The organism is Streptomyces polyasparticus, from assembly GCF_014493765.1.
Lineage (GTDB): Bacteria > Actinomycetota > Actinomycetes > Streptomycetales > Streptomycetaceae > Streptomyces > Streptomyces polyasparticus.
In genome coordinates this window covers 550,311-568,114 of sequence record NZ_JACTVJ010000006.1, presented here as the reverse complement: position 1 = coordinate 568,114, position 17,804 = coordinate 550,311, and the positions used below count along the sequence as shown (strand labels likewise).

Here is a 17,804-nt window from a genome sequence, read left to right as displayed (position 1 = left end):
CGTCGCGCGAAGGGTTTACAGCCTCCTTCCAACGATGTAAACAATCCTCGAAACCATCCGGCGTCCCCGTCCGCCACCGGGCAGGGGCACGCCCGATCTTCCGCACCGGACCGCGAGTTGACCGCACCAGCCGATCTCCCACGCGTGCCTGAGCGCCGCGGGGCCGCGCAGTAATGGGGACTCCATGAAGCCGACCGTTCGTCTGCGCCGTAAGAGCGACCCCCGTCAGACCGAACAACGCGAGACCGATCACCGCGAGACCGACCGCCGCAAGTCCACCCCCACCCTGCTCACCGCCGGACTGTGCCTGAGCCTGGCCCTCGCGGCCGGCTGCGCCAAGTCCGAGGACGACCCGTCGGGGGCCGAGGACACCGGCAAGGACACCAACGCAGGCCAGGAGGTCGCCCAGCCCTCGGGCGACCAGAAGATGTGCGACCTGAAGACCTTCGGCGGCAAGGAGCTCGATCTCAAGGGCGCCACGGTCGGCTTCTCGCAGTCCGAGAAGGAGGCCAACCCCTTCCGTATCGCCGAGACGGCCTCGATCAAGGCCGAGGCGAAGGAACGCGGGATCAAACTGCTCACGGCCAATGCCCAGTCGCAGTTCTCCAAGCAGATCAGCGACGTCCAGGACCTGATCAGCAAGGGTGCGGACGTCCTGGTGATCGCACCGCTGAACTCCGACGGCTGGGGCCCGGTCCTGCGTACCGCCGCACAGAAGAAGATCCCGATCGTCACCATCGACCGGAAGATCAACGCGACGGCCTGCAAGGACTATGTCTCCTTCATCGGCTCCGACTTCGTCGAACAGGGCAGGCGCGCCGCCGACCGGATGATCGAGGCCACCGGCGGCAAGGGCGAGGTGGCGATCCTGCTCGGGGCGCCCGGCAACAACGTGACGACCGAGCGCACCAAGGGGTTCAAGGACCGCATCGCGGAGAAGGCACCGGACCTGAAGGTGGTGTTCGAGCAGACCGGTGAGTTCGCCCGCGAGAAGGGCCAGCAGGTCACCGAGCAGCTCATCCAGTCGAAGCCCGGCATCACCGGGATCTACGCCGAGAACGACGAGATGGGCCTGGGCGCCGTGAACGCGCTCAAGGGCGCGGGCAAGAAGCCCGGCGAGGTGCAGATCGTGACGATCGACGGCACCCGCAACGCGGTGCAGGGCATCGTCGACGGCTGGATCCACGGGGTCGTCGAGTCCAACCCGCGCTTCGGACCGCTCGCCTTCCAGACGCTGGACAGCTTCACCAAGGGCGAAGAGGTCGGACAGGACATCGTTATCAAGGACACCGAGTACACCGAGGCGAACGCCAAGACCGAGCTCGGCAAGGCGTACTGAGCATGAGCGAACCCGTCCTGGCCGTACGGGGTGTCACCAAGCGGTTCCCCGGGGCCCTCGCGCTCGACGGGGTGGACTTCGCCGCGTACCCCGGCAAGGTGCACGCGCTGATCGGCGAGAACGGCGCCGGCAAGTCCACCCTGATCAAGGTCCTGACCGGCGTCCACCGAGCCGACGAGGGACAAGTCGTCCACCTCGGCGAGCCGGTGACCTTCGGCACACCGCTCGAAGCCCAGCACGCGGGGATCTCCACGATCTACCAGGAGGTCAATCTCGTCCCCCTGATGAGCGTGGCCCGCAATCTGTTCCTGGGCCGCGAGCCCCGCAACCGGTTCGGCCTGATCGACTTCCGCCGGATGCACCGTGCGGCGGACGAGGCGCTGCGCGACCTGGGCGTGCGCGTGGACGTCACGCGCGCCCTGCGCACGCTCGGCGTGGGCGCCCAGCAGATGGTGGCACTGGCCCGTGCGGTGCAGGTGGACGCGCGGGTCGTGGTCATGGACGAGCCCACCTCCTCGCTCGAACCCCGCGAGGTGCGAACCCTGTTCGGCGTGATCCGGATGCTGCGCGACCGGGGCATCGCGGTGATCTATGTCAGCCACCGCCTGGAGGAGCTGTACGAGGTGTGCGACACGGTCACGGTGCTCCGCGACGGAAAGCTGGTGCACACAGGACCGATCGCCGAGCTCGACCGGCTGCGGCTCGTCTCCCTGATGCTGGGGCGCGCGATGGGCGAGGTCCGCAGCGAGGGCCTCACCAAATTCAGCGGCGACCACGACGCCGGGGGTGAACCGGTCCTCAGCGCACGGGGGTTGAGGATCCGGCACACCCTGCACGATGTCTCGCTGACGATCCGTCCGGGCGAGGTCGTCGGCCTCGGCGGGCTGCTCGGTTCGGGCCGCAGCGAGACCGCGAAGGCGGTGGCGGGCGCACTGGCCACGGATGCGGGCGAGGTCCTCGTCGCGGGCGCTCCGGTCCGTACGGGATCGACGCCTGCCGCCATCCGCGCCGGCATCAGCCTGCTGCCCGAGGACCGCAAGGCCGAGGGGATCGTGCCGGGGCTCTCGGTCCGCGAGAACATCGCGCTCGCCGCACTGCCGAGCCTGTCCCGTTTCGGTCTGGTCGACGAGGAGCGCGTGGACCGGATCGTCGGCACCTTCATGAAGCGACTGCGGATCAAGGCCTCGGGACCGCACCAGAAGGTCGGCGAACTGTCGGGCGGAAACCAGCAGAAGGTGCTGCTCGCCCGCTGGCTGGCGATGCAGCCCAAAGTGCTGCTGCTCGACGAGCCGACCCGCGGGATCGATGTCGGCGCGAAGGCCGAAGTGCAGAAGCTGATCGACGAACTGGCCGAGGACGGGCTCGGTGTCCTGCTGATCTCCTCCGACATGGAGGAGCTGATCGAGGGCTCGGACCGTGTGGTCGTCCTCAAGGACGGCGCCGTGGTCGCCGAACTGGCGGGCGACGAGGTGACCGAGGACCGGCTGCTCGCGGCGATCGCCGCACACCCCGTGGACGTGGAGGGCTCGCAGCGATGACCCAACTCGCCCTGCGCGACCTGCGGTGGGACCGCGCCCGCACGATGCGGCTGCTGCAGGAGTACGGCGTGTACGCGGGGGTCCTCGCCCTCGTCCTCGCCAACATCGTGCTCACCCCGAACTTCGTCTCGGCCGAGAACTTCCGCACCCAGGCCGTCCAGGTGGCCCCCGTCCTGATCGTCGCGCTCGGCATGGCGCTCGCGATCGGCAGCGAGGGCGTGGACCTGTCGGTGGGCTCGGTGATGGCCCTGTCGACTTCGCTGGTCGCCCTCTACCTCGGGTACGGACCGGCGGTGGCGATCCTGGTCGCCGTAGCCGGCGGCATGGTCGTGGGCCTCGCGAACGGTTCGCTGATCGCGTTCATCGGGGTCCAGCCCATCGTCGCCACCCTGGCGTTGATGGTGGCCTGCCGCGGCCTCGCGAACGTGTTCCTGCCGCAGCTCAAGGACGTCCGCGACCCCACGATGGCCTCGCTCGGCAGCGGCAGCGTCCTGGGCATCCCGTATCTCGTCCTGATCGCCGTCGCGCTCGCCCTGCTCGTCGCGTTCCTCGTCCGCCGCACCACGTTCGGCCGGCAGCTGCTCGCCATCGGCGACAGCCGTCCCGCGGCGCAGCTCGCGGGGCTTCCGGTCCGCCGCGTCCTGATCATCGTGTACGTGGTGTCCGGCGCCCTCGCCGCGATCGCCGGGGTCCTCGCGACGGCCCGGCTCACCGCCAGCGATCCGACCTCGCTCGGCAATCTGATGGAGCTGTCCGCGATCACGGCCGTGGTCGTCGGCGGTACTCCCCTGAGCGGCGGGCGCGTCCGGATCGGCGGGACCGTCGCGGGCGCGGCCCTCATCCAGCTCCTGACCGCCACGCTCATCAAGCACGATCTGCCGCCGTCCTGGACGCAGATCGCCCAGGCCGTAGTGATCATCGCCGCCGTCTATGCGGCGCGGGAACGGGGAAGGCGATGAGTACCGAGATGAAGAGCCCCGTGGTGGACGCCGCACTGCCCGACGGCGAGCCGCTCGGCGCGAGCCGCGGCGAACGCCTCACGGCGCTGGCCCAGCAGCACGGCGCCCTGGTCGCCCTGCTGCTCACCGTCCTGATCGCCTCGCTGAGCTTCGACTCGTTCGCCACCTCCGACAATCTCGGCAATGTGGCGGTGAGTTCGTCGTTCCTCGCGATCGTCGCGCTCGGCATGACCTTCGTGATCGTCACGGGCGGCATCGATCTCTCCGTCGGCTCCACCTTCGCGCTCGGCGGGGTCCTGGCCGCCTGGGGTTCGCAGTACGGCACGCTCGTCGCCCTGGCATTGCCGCTCGCCGTCTGCGGACTGATCGGCCTCGTGAACGGGCTGCTGATCGCGAAGTCCCGCCTCGCGCCGTTCATCGTGACCCTCGCGGCGATGCTGCTGGCACGCGGCATCCTCCTGAACATCACGGACGAGGGCTCCCGGACCTACCTCGTCGAGGAGAAGTCCTTCCTCGCCACCCTCGGCGAGGAGGAACTCCTCGGGGTGGGCGTCCCCGTGTGGATCACGGCGGTCCTGTTCGTGCTCGGCGCACTCCTGCTGCGCCGCAGCCGCTTCGGGCAGTACGTGTACGCGGTCGGCGGCAACGAGGACGCGGCCTCCCTGATGGGCGCTCCCGTGGCCCGTACGAAGATCGCGGTCTACACCTTGTCCGGACTGTGCGCGGGACTCGCGGGCGCGCTCAACGCGGCGTATCTGATGTCGGGCGTGACCATCCTCGGCTTCGGCATGGAGCTGGACGCGATCGCGGCCGTGGTAATCGGCGGGACCCTGCTCACCGGCGGGTTCGGCTTCATCAGCGGAACACTCGCCGGTGTGCTGCTGCTTCAGGTGATCAAGAACATCATCAACCAGATCGGCTCCCTGGACTCCTCGTACCAGCAGGTGGTCAGCGGGGCGTTCCTGGCGGTGGTCGTCATCGCCCAGACCTGGCTGGGCCGACGGCGGCGGATGCTGTGAACCGGTCGGCTGCTCGGCGTCACTCCACGCGCTGTCCCTTCCCCAGGGCGATCACCCCGCCCTTGGAGACCGTGTAGAGCTCCTGGTCCCGCTCGGGGTTGACGCCGATGGTCGCCCCGGGCGGTACGTCCACGTTCTTGTCGAGCACGGCGCCGCGGACGACCGCGCCGCGTCCCACCCGTACGTTGTCGTGCAGCACCGAACCCTGCACCACCGCGCCGGCCTCGACGACCACGCCCGGCGAGAGCACGGACCCGGTGACCTGGCCGCTGATCACACATCCGGGGCTGACGATGGACTCCCCCGCGATCCCGCCGGCCACGAACTTGGCGGGCGGCAGCTGGCCGGGGTGGGTGTAGATGGGCCAGCGGCGGTTGTAGAGGTTGAAGACCGGGTGGTCCGAGATCAGGTCCATATGGGCTTCGTAGTACGCGTCGAGGGTGCCGACATCGCGCCAGTAGCCGTGGTCGCGGGCGGTCTCGCCGGGGACGTGGTTGTCGTCGAAGTCGTAGAGCTGGGCGACCCCGCGTTCGGTGAGCATCGGCAGGATGGAGCCGCCCATGTCGTGCTTGGAGACGGGGTCCTCGGCGTCCTTCTGCAGGGCGTCGACGAGGGTCTTGGTGGTGAAGAGGTAGTTGCCCATGGAGGCGAAGACCTCGTTCGGGCTGCCGGGCAGACCGGGCGGGTCGGCGGGCTTCTCCAGGAACCGCTCGACCCGGGTGCGGTCCTTGGCGGGCGTGATGATGCCGAAGGAGGAGGCCTCGCTGCGCGGCACCCGTATGCCGGCGACCGTGACCCCGGCGCCGGACTCGATGTGCTGGTTGAGCATCTGCCGCGGGTCCATCCGGTACACGTGGTCGGCGCCGAACACCGCGATGTAGTCGGGCTGTTCGTCGTGCACGAGGTTCAGGGACTGCAGGATGGCGTCGGCGCTGCCGGAGAACCAGCGGGGGCCCAGGCGCTGCTGCGCGGGGACGGGCGTGACGTAGTTGCCGAGCAGGCTGGACATCCGCCAGGTCGTGGACACATGCCTGTCCAGGGAGTGCGACTTGTACTGCGTGAGCACACAGATCCTGAGGATGTCGCCGTTGACGAGGTTGGAGAGCACGAAGTCGACCAGGCGGTAGGTGCCCCCGAAGGTCACCGCCGGTTTCGCGCGGTCGGCGGTCAGCGGCATCAGCCGCTTTCCCTCCCCGCCTGCCAGGACTATTCCGAGCACCGAAGGTCCGCCGCGCATCGCCGCCCCTTAGATCGCCAGATTGCCAGATCGCCGACTCAACTTCCGGACACCGCCTCGTACAACTCGGCTTCCGGACACTGCCTCGTGCACCTCAGCTCCCGGACACCGCCTCGTACACCTCAGCTCCCGGACACTGCCGCGTACAGCTCCGCCGTCCTGCGTGCCACCGAGTCCCAGCCGAACGCGCCGACGGCGCGCTGCCGTCCGGCCGCTCCCATGCCGGCCGCGCGTTCGCCGTCCCGTACGAGGCTGTTGAGCGCGAAGCCGAGCGCGTACTCGAAACCGTCCGTGTCCTTCTCGTCGTACGGCACGAGCAGTCCCGTGTCGGGCGTGACCACCTCGGGTATCCCGCCGACCTTCGAGGCCACCACGGGCGTCGCGCAGGCCATCGCCTCCAGGTTGACGATGCCGAGCGGTTCGTACACGGAGGGGCAGGCGAACACGGCCGCGTGCGTGAGGAGATGGATGACCTCGGGCCGCGGCAGCATCTCCGGGATCCAGTGGACACCGGACCGGGTACGGCTCAGCTCCTCGAAGAGCGCGCGGAACTCGCGGTCGATCTCGGGGGTGTCGGGGGCGCCGGCGCACAGGACCAGCTGGATGTCCGGGTCCAACTGCCTGGCGGCGCGCAGCAGATGGGGCACGCCCTTCTGGCGGGTGATCCGGCCGACGAAAAGGACGTACGGCCTGCCGGGGTCGATCCCGTGCCGCAGCAGGGCGTCCGGATCGGGGTCGGGGCGGTAGAGCTGTGTGTCGATGCCGTTGTGGATGACGTGCACGCGGGCCGGGTCGATGTCCGGGTAGCTCTCCAGGATGTCGGTGCGCATCCCGTGCGATACGGCGATCACCGCGTCGGCCGCCTCGATGGCGGTCCGCTCGGCCCAGCAGGACAACGCGTAGCCGCCGCCGAGCTGTTCGGCCTTCCAGGGGCGCAGGGGTTCCAGGGAGTGCGAGGTCATCACGTGCGGAATGCCGTACAGGAGCTTGGCCAGGTGACCGGCGAGGTTGGCGTACCAGGTGTGCGAGTGCACCAGGTCGCGGTCGGCGACGGAGGCCGCCATGGACAGGTCCACGGAGAAGGTGCGCAACGCGTCGTTGGCCTCGACGAGCGCGGTGTCGGCGGCGTGCCGCATGACACCGGGCTCCGCCCCCGCTCCCCCTGCCCAGCAGTGCACCCGGACATCGGCGAGGGCCCGTAACTCCCGTGCCAGGAACTCCACATGGACCCCGGCGCCGCCGTAGACATCCGGCGGATACTCCCGGCTGAGCAGCCCGACCTTCACTCCCAGCCCTCCGGTCTGCTGCGCGATGACGATGTCGCGCGTGCGAGGTCCTGTGCGGTGGTGGCGCCTCCTCATGGTCACCCAGTTCGGCGGGAAGGGCTAGGGGGCGTACGGACAGGTGGCGTACGGAAACAGCAGTCGCCGCACACGCCGCCGCCGGGGATCCGGTAGTAGAGGCAGCAGCTGCGGCGGCGGAAGCCGGGTGCTTCGAACGTGCCCGTGCCCGTCAGGCGGGGGTCGGCGAAGAGGGTGTCGGCGAGCGTCCGTGCGCGTGCCGCGGCCTGCGGGTGTCCCGTCCGCCCGGCCCAGCGGTGGATCTCCCGGGCCGCCGCGGCGACGGCGGAGCCCGCGTTGCCCCACAACAGGCGCTCGGAGATACGGAGTTCGACGCGCAGGGCGGCCGCCAGCGGGGCCAGGTGCTGGTCGAGGACGATCGCGGCGAGGTCCGGGACGGGGCGGGAGGCCGCGGTGGCGAGGAAGAGGTCGTCCGGGGACGACGCGTCCGGGTCCCAGTGCAGCCGGGCCGGATCGAAATCGGGGATGCGGTCGTGGAGCACGGCGGAGCCGAGCGCGATCGACGACAGCCGGGCGGCGAGCCCGAGTTGAGCGATGGACGCGGCGATACGGACCTCCGGCGCGGCAATGGCGGCACGGACCTTGGCGACGCGGAAGGCCAGGGGGGCACGACGGCCGGCGTAGATCTCGCCGAGCGGGGCGCTGTGGGGGCCGGCCCCCACGAGGCTGCCGCCATCGGCTCCTGGCGCGCTGCCTGCCACCTCCCCTTCACCCCCTGGCGCACTGCCCACCATCTCCGCTGCACCCCCTGGCGCGCTGCCTGCCGCCTCCGCCTCACCCCCCGGCGCGCTGCCCGCCCTCTCCGCCTCACCCTCCGGCCACACCAGGCGCAACGCGAAGAAGCCCCCGATGTCGGCGACTTGGCGGAGGTCTGCGGCGGTGAGCGGCTCAGGCATTCGTTCATGATCGCAGTGACGGGAGCAGCGGTCAGCGGCAAGGGCTTCGCTGCCGCACGGGAGTGGGCCGACCGCACGCGGCGGACAGCACCTCGGCAATGGTGAGCCCGCGCAGCCATCAGCTGCCGTGCGCGCACGGCAGAACAACGTCGCCGATCACGCCGACGCGCGTCCAGGGCCTGTCTCCGTCGTCCGGACCATCGCACAGGTGGACCACCGGCCACCCCCGGGCCACTGCCGGACGCACGTCCCCCTCCAGGCTGTCGCCCACCATGAGACATACGGTCCGGTCGCGGTCGAGCGCCTCACTCACGACTTGGTAGAAGCGTGGATGCGGCTTGGCGTGTCCGACCTCGGAGGAGACGAACACCCTGGCGACATACCGTTCCAGGCCGCTCCGGCCCAGCTTGAGACGCTGCAGGCGAGAAGCCCCGTTCGTGACCAACCAGACCTCGTGCTCGCGAGCCGTCCGCTCCATGAACGCCGCCGCCCCCGGGAAGGGCCGCACCAGCGCCTCCCGGCGCAGCACGAACTGCCGCGCGGCATCCTCGCGATCCGCGTCCGCGCCCGCGGCGCGCAGCACCTGGCCCCAGACCTCCGCGCGGTACCGCAGCCCCCACGCGGCCGCCCGCGGCACCGACGCAAGCGTCAGATCCGCCCAGAGCGCCTCCCAGGAGCTGATGCCCAGGTCCCTCAACTCCTTGAAGTACGGCCCCGACCGCCAACGGGACCGGGCGACGTCGAACACGCTCTGCACGGTCTGCGGCGGACACGGCACGCCGCACGCGTGCAGCGTGGCCCGCACGGCCTCCCAGGCGGCGCTCCGATCCGGAAGCAGTGTGTCGTCCAGGTCCACGAGGACGACGAACCTCCGTGTCACCCCACGACCTCCCCTTCGCACCGCACCTCACGCGGTCGCGTATCCCGCCGGCCTGCCGCCCCGTCACCCACAGGAGGCAACGTGCCCCGTCCCCGGCGTGGCGGGCCCGCGCCCTCTTCACCATGGCGCCATGACGACCGAACGCCAGGACCCCCACGCCCCTGCCCCGCGCCGGCACGGACGCCGTGCCTTTCTCGGGCTCGGGGTCGCCGCCGTCCCGCTCGCCGCACAGCCGTCCGCCCCACGCGCCACCGACGACGGCAAGGCGCCCCTGCCCCGTACCGCGGCGCAGGCGCTGGCCCGGCTCCGCCGCGGAAACGCCCGTTACGCCGAGGCGCACGCACGCCACCCCCACGAGAGCCGGCAGCGGCGCCGCTCCGTGGCCGTCGCCCAGCATCCGTTCGCCGTGGTGCTCGGCTGCATCGACTCGCGCGTGCCGCCCGAGCTCGTCTTCGACCAGGGGCTCGGCGACCTCCTGGTGATCCGGACGGCCGGGCACGTCCTGGATGAGGCGGTACTCGGCAGTGTGCAGTACGGCGTTGCGGAACTCGGCGTACCCCTTGTGGTGGTCCTCGGACACGAGCGCTGCGGCGCGGTCGGCGCCGCGGTCGCCCGCGTACGCGACGGCGGACATGTGTCGGGCCATCTCGCGCCGGTCGTGGACGCGATCGCGCCGGCCGCCCGCGCGACCCGTTTCCAGGGCGGCGACTGGGTGGACAACGCCGTCAGGAAGCACGTGGACAGCGTTGTCGCCCAGGTCGGGGACGATCCGGCGCTCGGCCCGGCGGTGGTCACGGGGGCGCGCTTCGATCTCGACACCGGCCGGGTGCGGTTCCGCAGGCCCTGAGCCCGGGGCCGCACACGCCCCGCGGGAGCACTCCCGTCGCAGGTCACCGGCGCCCACCCTGGGGACTACACATATCCGCGCGTACTCCAACGGCAGTACCTGCGAATGCGTGCTCAGGGACGACGACCGGGCGGAATGAAAGCGTCATCGTGGATGTTATGAACGCCGACCGCATTCCGCACGAGACCGCCCGGAGGGACGTATGAGTGCCCTCGCGCTGTCCGTCCTTCTGTCGTTCGTGTCCGCCGTCGCCTATGCGGGCGGAGCGATCGTCCAGGAGCGCGTGGCCACCACCGGACGCAGCCATTCCTATGCCCCGCTGCGCAGCACCGGCTGGTGGTTGGCGGTCGTCCTCAACGGAATGGGCGGCCTGCTCCACGTGGTCGCCCTCGCCTACGGTCCGCTCAGCGTCGTCCAGCCGCTGGGCGCGCTGACCATCGTCTTCGCCCTGCCCATGGCCGCCCTGTTCGTCGGCCGCAAGGCGGGCTCGACCGCCTGGCGCGGCGCCATCATGGCGACCGTCGGCCTCGCGGGCATGCTGGCCCTGACCGGCTCCACCGACTCGCACGCCATGGACGGCACCGAGCAGCTGCTCGTCGCGGTCACCACGCTCGGTGCGTTGGCCGCACTGACCGTGGCCGCTCAGGCCGTGCACCGGCACCCCGTGATGCGCAGCGTGCTGCTCGCGGTCGCCTCCGGTATCTCCTTCGGCATGGCCTCGGTGTTCACCAAGAACGCCACCGTGGACTTCACTCCGGGCAGCGTCATGCACGAGCTGCCGGGCCTGATCATGATCGCCGTGCTCGCGGTCGGCGGCCTGCTCCTCTCGCAGGCCTCGTACCGGGGCGCAGGCCTCGCGGCCCCGCTCGCGGTGCTCACGGTCGTGAACCCGGTGGTCGCCGCCGCGGTCGGTCTGACCCTGTTCGGCGAGACCTTCCGGTACGGCCTGACGGGCACCATGATCGCTCTCGGCTTCGGCGTGGTGGCGGCCGGCGGCCTGATCCTGCTGACCACGGAGCGCATCGGACAGGCGTCCGCAGCCCCGGCCGGGGCGCCTTCCGAGACCGCCGAGCCGGCCGAGGAGTTCCCGCGGGACCTCGCCTCGGCCGACCTGCTCGTGCCGGACTCGGTCCTCGTGTCCGACGCAGTCCTCGTGCCCGACACCGTCCAGGTGCCGGACTCCCCCGCCTCCCTCTCGGCCGACGAGGTCGTACGGTCGGTCGCCACGGCCTCCGAGGACGTGACCCGGCCGCGCAGGCTGCCCGGCATCCCCGGCCAGCCGCCGCCGGTCGTGTACGACGCCCAGGACCCCCGGCACGACGATGTGGTCCGCCGCCACCGCGGGCCCTGCGAGCGCATGATCAGATCCTGACGCCACCGGCGCGCAGATAGGCCAGCGGGTCGACATCGCTGCCGTATTCGGGCCCCGTCCGCACCTCGAAGTGCAGATGGGGCCCGGTGCTGTTCCCGGTCGAACCGGAACGGGCTATGCGCTGCCCCGCGTTCACGGTCTGCCCGGGCTTGACGACCAGCGCGGACAGATGCGCGTACTGCGTGTAGCGCCCGTCGTCGTGCCGGATCACGACCTGGTAGCCGTACGCACCGCCCCAGCCGGCCGTGACCACCTTGCCCCGGGCCACCGACTGGACCGAGGTGCCGGTGGGCACGGGGAAGTCCACGCCGGTGTGATAGCCGCTGGACCAGGAGCCCCCTGCCGCGCGGTACGGAGTGCTGGGGGAGGCGGCCACGGGGGCGGTCCGCAGCGGGGACGCGCTCTGGCCGGTGGGCTTGTTGTCCCGGACCTTGGCATCGGACTTGGCCGCGCCGGACTTGTCCGCTCCTGCGTCACCCGTCGACTTCGCGGGCTCGGTCTTCTTCCCGGATCCGGCCTTCTGCCCGGACCCGGCTCCGCTGCCCGATCCGGCCTTCTTGCCGGGCTGCCCGTCCTCGTCCGGCGCCGCCTTCGGCGGCCGCGCCGCGGCCCCGCCCGCCGCCACGTCGAGCATCAGCCGCTGGCCCGGCAGGATGAGATCCGGATCGCCGCCCACGACCTTGCGGTTCGCCTCGTACAGCTGCCGCCAGCCGCCCCGCACTTCGCGTGCGTCGGCGATCCCCGAGAGGCTGTCACCGGTCACCACCGTGTACATCTCGGTGCGCCCGGCCTTGGACTGCGGGGTCGTCTCGGGCTTGGTGTCCGTCTGGCCGGATCTCTTCCCGCCGGCCGCGCCCTGCTTCTGCGAGGCCTTCTGTGCCGTTCCCGCCCGCGCGGGCTCGATGTCCGGGGACTCGCCGCCGCGGGTCAGTCCGGCACGGACCGAGCAGACGGGCCACGCCTGGGGGCCCTGGCCCTTGAGGACCTTCTCGGCGATGGCGATCTGCTGATCCTTGGTGGCGAGATCGGCGCGCGGCGCATACCGCGTGCCGCCGTACGCCTCCCAGGTGGACTGCTTGAACTGGAGCCCGCCGTAATAGCCGTTGCCGGTGTTGATCGCCCAGTTGTTGCTGGATTCGCAGGCGGCCACCTTGTTCCAGGTGTCCACATCGGCGGCGTGTGCGGTGCCGCTGCCGATCAGCGGCAGGGCCATCGACGCGCCGCCGACCGTGACGGTGAGCGAGGCGCGGTTGATTCTGGTCGGCTGCTGACGGCGATGACGGCCCGGCATGGTCTCCCCCAAACGACACGCGTCAAGGCCCGCAAAAGTAATAGCGCCGAACAGGCCATGACAAGAGGTTCTTCAGCCGCCTCATTCGGCCAACCGCACCCACCCTTCCGTCAGTTGTCCCGCTCGCCCCTCAACTTCCCCGGCAGCCAACGGAGTTGTACGGCCTGCTGGTAGGGGCCACCGCCCTCGTGGTCGTTGAAGTCGTACACCTCGATCGCCTTGTCCTCGCACTTGTACGCGTTGAAGGCGGCGAAGACCGTGGACGGCGGGCAGGTCTGGTCCTCGAGCGCGGCCGAAAACAGTGCGGGCGCATTGCCGCGGGCCGCGAAGTGCACCCCGTCGAAGTACGAGAGCGTGCGCAGCACGGGCGCGGTCTCGGCGCGGCGGGCCTTGAGATAGCTGCCGATCTCGCGGTACGGCATCCGGTCCGTGATCGTGACCGCCCGCGGGAAGTCGCACAGGAACGGCACATCCGGCGCGATCGCCATGAGGTCCGGCACCAGACCGCCGACCGCGATGGTCACACCACCGCCCTGGCTCACCCCGACAGCGGCGGTGCGCGAGGCGTCCACCAGGGGGTGGGAGCGGGCGGCTTCGACGGCCCGTACGGCATCGGTGTAGAGGCGCCGGTAGTAGTAGTCGTGCGGGTCGGCGATACCGCGGGTCATATAGCCGGGGTACGCGGGCCCGCTGCCCACCGGGTCCGCGGTGTCGCCCTCGGCCCAGCCGGCGCTGCCCTGGCCGCGGGTGTCCATCACGAAGTGCGCGAATCCGGCCGAGGCCCACAGCAGATGCATATGGGGAAGGCCGCGCCCGCCGCCGTAACCGATGTATTCGACGACCGCGGGCACCGGCTCGGTGGTACCGGCCGGAAGGACCAACCAGCCCTTGACGGAATGCCCTCCGAATCCGGCGAAGGTCACATCGAACACCTCGACTCCGCTGAGCCCGGTCTCCACGGGCTCGAAACGCGCGTCGAGTTCGTGCTCTCGGGCCTCGGCGAGCGTTTTCGACCAGAATTCATCGAAATCCTCGGGCGCCGGCAACTCTGCCCGGTACTCCTGGAGTTCACTGATCGACATATCGAACAAAGCCATACGGAAACACTCCCCCAACTGATCATCGGACAGACTGTCGGGAAGATATCGCAGGGTCGAGAGCGATACTTACGTTCGACAGCACATCGAAACCCCGCACCTTCGAAACAGGCCCAGGAGCTTCCGGAATGAGCACTTCAGCCCAGATCGGCGTCACGGGACTTGCGGTCATGGGCCGCAACCTCGCCCGAAATTTCGCGCGCAACGGCTACTCCGTCGCCGTGCACAACCGCACCGCCGCGAAGACCCACGCGCTCGTGGCGGAATTCGGGGACGAGGGGACCTTTGTCGCCGCCGAGACGGCCGAGGAGTTCGTCGCCGCCCTGGAGCGGCCGCGCCGCCTGGTCATCATGGTCAAGGCCGGTGAGCCCACGGACGCGGTGATCCGCGAGTTCGCCCCGCTCCTGGAGCCCGGCGACATGATCATCGACGGCGGCAACGCCCACTTCGCGGACACCCGCCGCCGTGAGAAGGAGCTGCGCGAGCAGGGCATCCACTTCGTCGGCACCGGGGTGTCCGGCGGCGAGGAGGGCGCGCTGCTCGGCCCGAGCATCATGCCCGGCGGCTCCGTCGAGTCCTACGCCACGCTCGGCCCGATGCTGGAGAAGATCTCCGCGAAGGCCGCCGACGGCACCCCGTGCGTCACGCACTGCGGTCCGGACGGCGCGGGGCACTTCGTGAAGATGGTGCACAACGGCATCGAGTACGCCGACATGCAGCTGATCGCCGAGGCGTACCACCTCCTGCGTGAGGTCGCGGGCTACTCCCCGGCCGAGATCGCCGACATCTTCCGTACGTGGAACCAGGGCCGTCTGGACTCGTACCTCATCGAGATCACCGCCGAGGTGCTCTCGCACGTGGACGCGGCCACCGGCAAGCCCTTCGTGGACATCGTGCAGGACCAGGCCGAGCAGAAGGGCACCGGCCGCTGGACCGTGCAGATCGCGCTGGACCTGGGAGTGCCGGTCTCGGGGATCGCCGAGGCGGTCTTCGCGCGTTCGCTGTCCGGCCACACGGAACTGCGGGAGGCCTCGCGGGGCCTGGCCGGACCGTCGGTCACGCCGCTCGGCGAGGCGGAGAAGGCGGCCTTCGCGGACAAGGTCGAGCAGGCGCTGTACGCGTCCAAGATCGTCTCGTACACGCAGGGCTTCCATGAGATCCAGGCCGGCTCCGAGGAGTACGACTGGAACATCGACCTGGGCGCCGTGGCCGCCATCTGGCGCGGTGGCTGCATCATCCGGGCCGCGTTCCTCGACCGTATCCGCGCGGCCTACGACGCCCGCGCCGATCTGCCCTCGCTCCTGTCCGACAAGGGCTTCGCCGAGGAGATCGCCACGGCGCAGGACGACTGGCGCGCGGTGCTCGTCGCGGCCACGCAGCAGGGTGTGCCGACGCCGGGCTTCTCGGCGGCGCTCGCCTACTACGACGCGCTGCGCGCGGAGCGGCTGCCGGCGGCGCTGACGCAGGGCCAGCGGGACTTCTTCGGTGCGCACACGTACCGGCGTACGGACCGCGCGGGCTCGTTCCACACGCTGTGGGGCGGGGACCGCTCGGAGGTCTCGGCCTGAACCGGCCCACCGTCCAGGTGAGTTGAGGGGCGGCAGCCGTCACGGCTGCCGCCCCTCGACGTGCCGCCCTCTAACGCATCGGATCGGGCTGCGGCTCCGGGTCCGGCACGGGGTCAGGGCCCGGCGGCTGCGGCACGGGCGACGGGGACGGCTCCGGCTCGGGTACGGGACTCGGGAACGGGTCCGGCAGGGGCCCGGGATCCGGGGGCGGACCGGGCCGGCCGGGGTCCGGCGGGTACGGGCCTGGTGTCGGCCCCGGCCCGTTGCGGTCGGGGTACGGGTAGGTCATGGCGATCCTCCTCGGGGAACGGAGGCCTTTCCTCCCCACTGTCTCCCGCCACGCCTTCCCCTGCCCGGCGAAGCTACTCATTCCCGGCGAAACCGCTGATGAGCAGGGGTGCGCCTACGGACGGCGCCGGAGCCGTACGACCGGGATGTCCCGCGCGGTCTTCGCGCGGTACTCGGCGTACCGCGGGAAGAGCTCGACCAGGCCGGGCCAGACGCGCTCCTTGTCCTGCGCATCGAGCGTCTCGGCCGTCGCCTCGAACCGCTCGGTCTTCACGCGCAGCCGCACCTCGGGGTTCGCCTGCAGATTCAGGTACCACGCGGGGTGGTGGTCGGCCCCGCCGTTGGACGCCACCAGCAGATAGTCCTCGCCGTCCCGCCCGTACATCAGGACCGTGCGGCGCCACAGCCCGCTCTTGCGCCCCTGGTAGTCGAGCAGCAGACAGGGCACGCCGAGCTGGGTCGTGCCCTTCGTGCCGCCGGACTCCTCGTACATACGAGCCTGCTTGGCCACCCAGTCGGCCGGGGTGACGATCACATCGTCCTGCGCCATGCCTGCTCCTCTGCTTCGACTGCACCGCTTCACCTGCGCCGCTGCGAGCGCCGGATTCCCGAAGGCCAACGGCCGAACCGCACGCGGGAGTTCCCGGAAGAGGCCGCGAAGACGGCGCGGAGCTCACGGACGCCCCTGCCCGACGGGCGGACTCACCACTCCCAGCGCGCATCCGCTTCGGCGAGTACGGCCCGCAGGGCACGGGCGGCCGGACGGCTCAGCGCCTGCTCCACGAAGGCGAGCAGTTCGCGCGCCGCGAAGGGGTCTCCGCAGCAGTAGAACTCCAGGTCCGCGTCCCTGAGGTCCCACAGCGTGCGCGCGGGGCTGCGGGCGAACTCCTGCCAGCGCAGGACCGCATCGGTCACGGAACCGGAGTACAGGTAGTTGCGCGTGCGTTCGAGGCGGTCGATCTCCGCCTGCACGCGCCGCGGCAGTCCGTCGATCTCGCGCGGTGCACGCCGGTACGCCGTGCGCCGACGTGGGGTGTGCCGGTGCGGGGGACGCACTCCCGGTTCGCGGCGGTACGGATCGCGCTGCCGGCGCCGGTCCGGATGAGCGGCCCTGACCTGCCGCGGCCGCCTACGCGCCATGGACCTTTCGCTGCTGATTCATGCGCGCCATCGTGCCACGTCGACGGCGGCGCGCACACGGGAATTCCCTTGGCCCTTGGGCGAGATGCCCGTCACCACTTGGCGGGGTCGGCCTCCACCGCCGCCTTCGCCGCGGCCAGGAGTTCCGGCGACGCAGCGGGCGCCTCGTCGGGGTGCTTCTCCGCCCAGCGCACCACGTACGGGCACAGCGGCGCCACCGCGGCCCCCTCGCGCGCGGCGATCGCGTACAGCTCGCGCGCGAGCGAGCCCGCGATGCCCTTCCCTTCGTGGGCGGGCTCCACGACGGTGTGCACGGGGACGAGCGCGGGGGCGGGCTCGTCGAGCACGAAGTACTGGATGTGGCCGAGGACTTCGTCCCCGGACCGGGCTTCGAGGCGGCCCTGCGGCCGGTCGTCGACGATCACGGTGTCTGCCATGCGCCCCAGTGTGCCAACCCGGCCTCGGGCTGTCCCGCCGGGGCCGCCGACGCAGGTCGGCACACGTCGTCGGCGGTGGTCAGACCCGCGCCGCCGGCACCCGGGCCTGCGGGCTGCGCTCCTGGTCCGTGCCCGGTACGGGGGCCGAGGCGTCGTCACCGAGTTCGACGATGCGGTTGTCGGCGTCCACGTGCACGACCGACGGACGCAGGGTGCGGGCCTCCGCGTCGTCGACCTGGGCGTAGCTGATCAGGATGACCAGGTCGCCGGGGTGCACGAGATGGGCCGCGGCGCCGTTGATGCCGATGACACCGGAGCCGGGTTCGCCCTCGATGACATACGTCTCGAGCCGGGCGCCATTGGTGATGTCGACGATGTGCACGAGCTCACCGGGCAGCAGATCGGCGGCCGCCATCAGCTCGGCGTCGACCGTCACCGAACCCACGTAGTGCAGGTCGGCCTGGGTCACCGTGGCGCGGTGGATCTTGCTCTTGAACATGGTGCGCAGCATGAAGCTACTCCTGGAGGTCGGCTA

Annotated in this window: 17 protein-coding genes; 7 read left to right on the top strand and 10 right to left on the bottom strand. The window is 70.8% G+C overall.

What is annotated here, in order from left to right:
• The first annotated feature begins 184 nt into the window (after positions 1 to 184).
• Genes H9Y04_RS14480 through H9Y04_RS14465 form a run of 4 tightly spaced genes read left to right on the top strand, consistent with a single transcriptional unit; the run spans position 185 to position 4,855 of the window.
• Positions 185 to 1,339 carry an ABC transporter substrate-binding protein gene (locus H9Y04_RS14480; protein ID WP_187814217.1) on the top strand — a complete coding sequence of 385 codons (1,155 nt, stop codon included), beginning with the start codon at positions 185 to 187 and terminating at the stop codon, positions 1,337 to 1,339.
• Between the two features lie 2 nt (positions 1,340 to 1,341).
• Entirely contained in the window at positions 1,342 to 2,877 is a 1,536-nt protein-coding gene (locus tag H9Y04_RS14475) for a sugar ABC transporter ATP-binding protein (RefSeq protein WP_187814216.1), read from the top strand.
• The gene (locus tag H9Y04_RS14470) at positions 2,874 to 3,836 is read left to right on the top strand and encodes an ABC transporter permease (RefSeq protein ID WP_187814215.1); all 963 of its coding nucleotides are present in this window, start codon (positions 2,874 to 2,876) and stop codon (positions 3,834 to 3,836) included. Before H9Y04_RS14475 ends, H9Y04_RS14470 begins: the two co-directional genes overlap by 4 nt.
• Entirely contained in the window at positions 3,833 to 4,855 is a 1,023-nt protein-coding gene (locus H9Y04_RS14465; protein ID WP_187814214.1) for an ABC transporter permease, read from the top strand. Before H9Y04_RS14470 ends, H9Y04_RS14465 begins: the two co-directional genes overlap by 4 nt.
• Positions 4,856 to 4,874: 19 nt before the next feature.
• Here H9Y04_RS14465 and glgC read toward each other — a convergent pair whose 3' ends face one another.
• The 4 genes from glgC to H9Y04_RS14445 all read right to left on the bottom strand — a co-directional run bounded on the left by glgC (position 4,875) and on the right by H9Y04_RS14445 (position 9,229).
• Positions 4,875 to 6,092: a glucose-1-phosphate adenylyltransferase gene (gene glgC, locus H9Y04_RS14460; RefSeq protein ID WP_187814213.1), complete on the bottom strand. Its 1,218-nt coding sequence runs from the start codon at positions 6,090 to 6,092 to the stop codon at positions 4,875 to 4,877.
• Between the two features lie 122 nt (positions 6,093 to 6,214).
• The gene (gene glgA / locus H9Y04_RS14455) at positions 6,215 to 7,378 is read right to left on the bottom strand and encodes a glycogen synthase (protein ID WP_308800990.1); all 1,164 of its coding nucleotides are present in this window, start codon (positions 7,376 to 7,378) and stop codon (positions 6,215 to 6,217) included.
• 77 nt (positions 7,379 to 7,455) lie between these two features.
• Entirely contained in the window at positions 7,456 to 8,349 is an 894-nt protein-coding gene (locus tag H9Y04_RS14450; RefSeq protein ID WP_236070801.1) for a (2Fe-2S)-binding protein, read from the bottom strand.
• Positions 8,350 to 8,467: 118 nt separating this feature from the next.
• Positions 8,468 to 9,229 (bottom strand): HAD family hydrolase, encoded by a 762-nt coding sequence (locus H9Y04_RS14445; protein ID WP_187814211.1) that lies wholly within the window; start codon positions 9,227 to 9,229, stop codon positions 8,468 to 8,470.
• Between the two features lie 130 nt (positions 9,230 to 9,359).
• Here H9Y04_RS14445 and H9Y04_RS14440 point away from each other — a divergent pair, with 130 nt between their 5' ends.
• On the top strand, positions 9,360 to 10,076 hold the full coding sequence (locus tag H9Y04_RS14440; protein WP_187814210.1) for a carbonic anhydrase: 717 nt from the start codon (positions 9,360 to 9,362) through the stop codon (positions 10,074 to 10,076).
• Positions 10,077 to 10,278: 202 nt separating this feature from the next.
• Positions 10,279 to 11,448 (top strand): DMT family transporter, encoded by a 1,170-nt coding sequence (locus H9Y04_RS14435; protein ID WP_187814209.1) that lies wholly within the window; start codon positions 10,279 to 10,281, stop codon positions 11,446 to 11,448.
• Here the strand turns inward: H9Y04_RS14435 and H9Y04_RS14430 are convergent.
• Both H9Y04_RS14430 and H9Y04_RS14425 read right to left on the bottom strand, forming a co-directional pair.
• On the bottom strand, positions 11,438 to 12,739 hold the full coding sequence (locus H9Y04_RS14430; RefSeq protein ID WP_187814208.1) for a transglycosylase family protein: 1,302 nt from the start codon (positions 12,737 to 12,739) through the stop codon (positions 11,438 to 11,440). The genes H9Y04_RS14435 and H9Y04_RS14430 overlap by 11 nt on opposite strands.
• Positions 12,740 to 12,849: 110 nt before the next feature.
• On the bottom strand, positions 12,850 to 13,836 hold the full coding sequence (locus H9Y04_RS14425; RefSeq protein WP_187814207.1) for an acetylxylan esterase: 987 nt from the start codon (positions 13,834 to 13,836) through the stop codon (positions 12,850 to 12,852).
• A 128-nt stretch (positions 13,837 to 13,964) separates the two neighbouring features.
• Here H9Y04_RS14425 and gnd point away from each other — a divergent pair, with 128 nt between their 5' ends.
• Positions 13,965 to 15,404 carry an NADP-dependent phosphogluconate dehydrogenase gene (gene gnd / locus H9Y04_RS14420; RefSeq protein WP_187814206.1) on the top strand — a complete coding sequence of 480 codons (1,440 nt, stop codon included), beginning with the start codon at positions 13,965 to 13,967 and terminating at the stop codon, positions 15,402 to 15,404.
• A 403-nt stretch (positions 15,405 to 15,807) separates the two neighbouring features.
• Here gnd and H9Y04_RS14415 read toward each other — a convergent pair whose 3' ends face one another.
• From H9Y04_RS14415 to panD, 4 genes are all read right to left on the bottom strand, one after another.
• Positions 15,808 to 16,242, bottom strand: coding sequence for a nitroreductase family deazaflavin-dependent oxidoreductase (locus H9Y04_RS14415; RefSeq protein ID WP_187814205.1), 435 nt, complete (start codon positions 16,240 to 16,242; stop codon positions 15,808 to 15,810).
• Positions 16,243 to 16,394: 152 nt separating this feature from the next.
• The gene (locus H9Y04_RS14410) at positions 16,395 to 16,832 is read right to left on the bottom strand and encodes a hypothetical protein (protein WP_214661191.1); all 438 of its coding nucleotides are present in this window, start codon (positions 16,830 to 16,832) and stop codon (positions 16,395 to 16,397) included.
• Between the two features lie 92 nt (positions 16,833 to 16,924).
• A complete protein-coding gene (locus tag H9Y04_RS14405; protein ID WP_187814204.1) occupies positions 16,925 to 17,269 on the bottom strand; it encodes a GNAT family N-acetyltransferase in 345 nt (114 codons plus the stop codon).
• 79 nt (positions 17,270 to 17,348) lie between these two features.
• Positions 17,349 to 17,780, bottom strand: a complete 432-nt coding sequence (panD, locus tag H9Y04_RS14400; RefSeq protein WP_187814203.1) for an aspartate 1-decarboxylase — start codon at positions 17,778 to 17,780, stop codon at positions 17,349 to 17,351.
• Between the last annotated feature and the right edge of the window lie 24 nt (positions 17,781 to 17,804).

What these genes read in the sequence shown, in the direction of transcription:
- H9Y04_RS14480 (WP_187814217.1), top strand. Translation starts at nt 185, where the DNA reads ATGAAGCCGACCGTTCGTCTGCGCCGTAAGAGCGACCCCCGTCAGACC.
- H9Y04_RS14475 (WP_187814216.1), top strand. Translation starts at nt 1,342, where the DNA reads ATGAGCGAACCCGTCCTGGCCGTACGGGGTGTCACCAAGCGGTTCCCC.
- H9Y04_RS14470 (WP_187814215.1), top strand. Translation starts at nt 2,874, where the DNA reads ATGACCCAACTCGCCCTGCGCGACCTGCGGTGGGACCGCGCCCGCACG.
- H9Y04_RS14465 (WP_187814214.1), top strand. Translation starts at nt 3,833, where the DNA reads ATGAGTACCGAGATGAAGAGCCCCGTGGTGGACGCCGCACTGCCCGAC.
- glgC (WP_187814213.1), bottom strand. Translation starts at nt 6,092, where the DNA reads ATGCGCGGCGGACCTTCGGTGCTCGGAATAGTCCTGGCAGGCGGGGAG.
- H9Y04_RS14450 (WP_236070801.1), bottom strand. Translation starts at nt 8,349, where the DNA reads ATGCCTGAGCCGCTCACCGCCGCAGACCTCCGCCAAGTCGCCGACATC.
- H9Y04_RS14440 (WP_187814210.1), top strand. Translation starts at nt 9,360, where the DNA reads ATGACGACCGAACGCCAGGACCCCCACGCCCCTGCCCCGCGCCGGCAC.
- H9Y04_RS14435 (WP_187814209.1), top strand. Translation starts at nt 10,279, where the DNA reads ATGAGTGCCCTCGCGCTGTCCGTCCTTCTGTCGTTCGTGTCCGCCGTC.
- H9Y04_RS14430 (WP_187814208.1), bottom strand. Translation starts at nt 12,739, where the DNA reads ATGCCGGGCCGTCATCGCCGTCAGCAGCCGACCAGAATCAACCGCGCC.
- H9Y04_RS14425 (WP_187814207.1), bottom strand. Translation starts at nt 13,836, where the DNA reads ATGGCTTTGTTCGATATGTCGATCAGTGAACTCCAGGAGTACCGGGCA.
- gnd (WP_187814206.1), top strand. Translation starts at nt 13,965, where the DNA reads ATGAGCACTTCAGCCCAGATCGGCGTCACGGGACTTGCGGTCATGGGC.
- H9Y04_RS14415 (WP_187814205.1), bottom strand. Translation starts at nt 16,242, where the DNA reads ATGGCGCAGGACGATGTGATCGTCACCCCGGCCGACTGGGTGGCCAAG.
- H9Y04_RS14410 (WP_214661191.1), bottom strand. Translation starts at nt 16,832, where the DNA reads ATGGCGCGTAGGCGGCCGCGGCAGGTCAGGGCCGCTCATCCGGACCGG.
- H9Y04_RS14405 (WP_187814204.1), bottom strand. Translation starts at nt 17,269, where the DNA reads ATGGCAGACACCGTGATCGTCGACGACCGGCCGCAGGGCCGCCTCGAA.
- panD (WP_187814203.1), bottom strand. Translation starts at nt 17,780, where the DNA reads ATGCTGCGCACCATGTTCAAGAGCAAGATCCACCGCGCCACGGTGACC.